Below are 593 nucleotides of genomic sequence, written 5' to 3'. Positions count from 1 at the left end.
AATGAGGACGCAAACTGTTTACAAATTGTTTACGTTGTTTTTTCGACGGACTGCGTAAATTGATGTTAACTCACTGAAGTAAAGGTAGGTTTTGGCTGATCTTGATCATTGTTAGATGTAAAAAAGCAGAAAGTAGGTAAGGACTTTCTGCTTTCTATCTCATCTGTTAGCTGGAGAGAGGTGATAGCTACTACAGTTACTATTTGGTGGAGGCCGGCTGAATGGTTGCCATCGGTTTGCGCGGTGCTGGCTTTTTCTTTGGTAGCACGCTATCGACAAACTTCTCCAAATACCACTTATTCAATTCGTTATCGCACCATTTTTTATTGAGTCCACGGCGGTTGAATTCTGCACCAATCGCTACTTTGGTTTGGTTCGTTGAGCGATTGTAATACAGCGTCTCACACAGTTGAGTATTGCTCATTTGTTGAGCGTACATGTTCACACTGCTGCTACGCATGCCCATTTGCGACGCTTGTTGATTACTACAAGCGGATAAAACAACAGGTGAAAGCAGGGCGAATATTAATTTTTTCTTCATGGAAGTATCTATTTACTCGTGGACGCCACTAAGACGTCGAGTGAATCTTAAA

1 protein-coding gene is annotated in these 593 nt (G+C 41.8%); it reads right to left on the bottom strand.

Annotated features, from left to right (window positions below):
- Positions 1 to 199: 199 nt before the first annotated feature.
- Positions 200 to 541, bottom strand: a complete 342-nt coding sequence (locus R8N49_RS28850; RefSeq protein WP_005463744.1) for a hypothetical protein — start codon at positions 539 to 541, stop codon at positions 200 to 202.
- Between the last annotated feature and the right edge of the window lie 52 nt (positions 542 to 593).

This window comes from Vibrio sp. 1978, assembly GCF_033344345.1.
Note: the sequence above shows the minus strand (reverse complement) of the source record. Positions and strands in the feature narration are given on the sequence as shown.